The following is a 1,531-nucleotide window of genomic DNA, read 5'->3' as shown; positions in this document are numbered from 1 at the left end:
GCTTTGCGTCCCTTACCCATCTCCGGCGCATACCGATCGACCGTGTCAAAATAGACCGAGGGTTCATTTCCAGCCTACCAGCGAGTGGAGAAGACCTGGTCCTTGTCAAAGGTATTATTGATATCGCCCATGCTCTCGGTAAATCCGTAACGGCTGAGGGAATCGAGACTGAAGAGCAGGCGACGCTTCTTCAGCAACTCGGTGCCGACGGCCTTCAGGGTTGGTATTTTTCCAAAGCCTGTACGATGGAACGCTTGCCTTACGTGCTGCTCCAGCTGTTGCGCAGGTCGAGATATAGCGATGATGTGCGCTTCAATAATTACGTTTAGAATGCTTTATCACTACGGGAACGGCCGTTGATCGGCGTTCAAAGGACTTCCTTTGATAGACGAGTCCTTTTGATGGTAGCGCTCCCAGCGTAGGATCTGGCTCGGATTTGCGGACCAGGCGAAGCTCTCTTTAGCAACTCGGTGCGGACGGCCTTTCGGGGGAAGCGTCGAGCAATCATAGCAAGCTGGACAATCCGTCCCGAAAGAGGAAGATCCGTGCCGACGCAAGGTGGAGCCTGGCCTTCTTCTCCGACATCTTCACCGACGGCTGTCGCTTCCGGGTGCTCGCCGTGGTCGACGACTATACGCGGGAGTGCCTGCACTGATCGCCGATATATCGCTTTCCGGCCTGCGCGTCGTGCGTGAACTGAACGCCATCATCCGCTGGCGCGGCCGGCCCCCCACGATCGTCTCCGACAACGTCCTAAGAGCGAAGGAAATAGAGAAAGCAGTCAAAGTCTCTCTGTTCGCTAGCATGCTCTCGCTGCATGACGCTGGTCAAGTTGCGTAATCGAACCAGGCGGCTTCCGCCGGTAAAGGAAAAGGTCTCGTCCATAGCAAACACAGGGTCCGCACGAAGGCGGCCCTTACTGTCCTCAACACGAGCTTCTGATCCAGGCGGAAGACCCGAACATTATCTACAGGGTCATCGAACAGATGCCCTCACGGCCCTAGCTGACAGAGGTTGTTCCACCTGGCACCCGCCCCTCGACGAAGGGCCGGTAATCGGAACCGCTTTTGACAACGGCGTGCACGACGCGCGCCATCTTGGCGGTAATAGCGGTCATCGCCTTGCGGCGCAGATCGGGATTGTCGCGATCTCTAGCGATGTAGCGTTCGTAGGGTGCGGCGCAGCCTGGCATTGCCAAACTTCGAAAGCCGGGTCTGGCCGCGATATTGGCCGGACCGCTGGGTCGACCGATCCAGTCCGCAGAACTTGAGAAACTGGCGATGGTGGTGGAAGCGGCGAAGATCTCCGGCGTCGGCAATGGCCGTCAGTGCATTGATCGGCCCGATGCCGGGGATTTGCCGCAGGAGCTGATAATCCTGGCTGTGCCGAAGCAGTTCGTCGGCCTGTGTCTCAATCTCGTTCCGCTGTCGGATCAGGCTGTGTCAACGGCGGAGCAAAACCAAGCCACGGAGGCGGAGTAAAAGCAGGCCAGTCTGGGCGCGGCAGAGGCCGCTCGCGAAGCGCGCTTTTC

General features: G+C 58.2%; 1 protein-coding gene and 2 pseudogenes. 2 read left to right on the top strand and 1 reads right to left on the bottom strand.

All coding sequences use genetic code 11. The features are described from left to right. On the top strand, positions 1 to 329 hold a 329-nt coding region (locus tag GGQ85_RS20695; protein ID WP_309776085.1), incomplete at its 5' end, for an EAL domain-containing protein. Between the two features lie 227 nt (positions 330 to 556). Next, positions 557 to 750, top strand: a pseudogene (locus GGQ85_RS20690) (IS3-like element ISMamg1 family transposase); the annotation flags it as partial. Between the two features lie 225 nt (positions 751 to 975). Here the strand turns inward: GGQ85_RS20690 and GGQ85_RS20685 are convergent. Continuing rightward, a pseudogene (locus GGQ85_RS20685) lies at positions 976 to 1,436 on the bottom strand (transposase); the annotation flags it as partial. Positions 1,437 to 1,531 lie beyond the last annotated feature (95 nt).

Origin of the sequence: Nitrobacter vulgaris, assembly GCF_031453995.1 — a bacterium.
Classification (GTDB): Bacteria; Pseudomonadota; Alphaproteobacteria; order Rhizobiales; family Xanthobacteraceae; genus Nitrobacter; species Nitrobacter vulgaris.
Note: the sequence above shows the minus strand (reverse complement) of the source record. Positions and strands in the feature narration are given on the sequence as shown.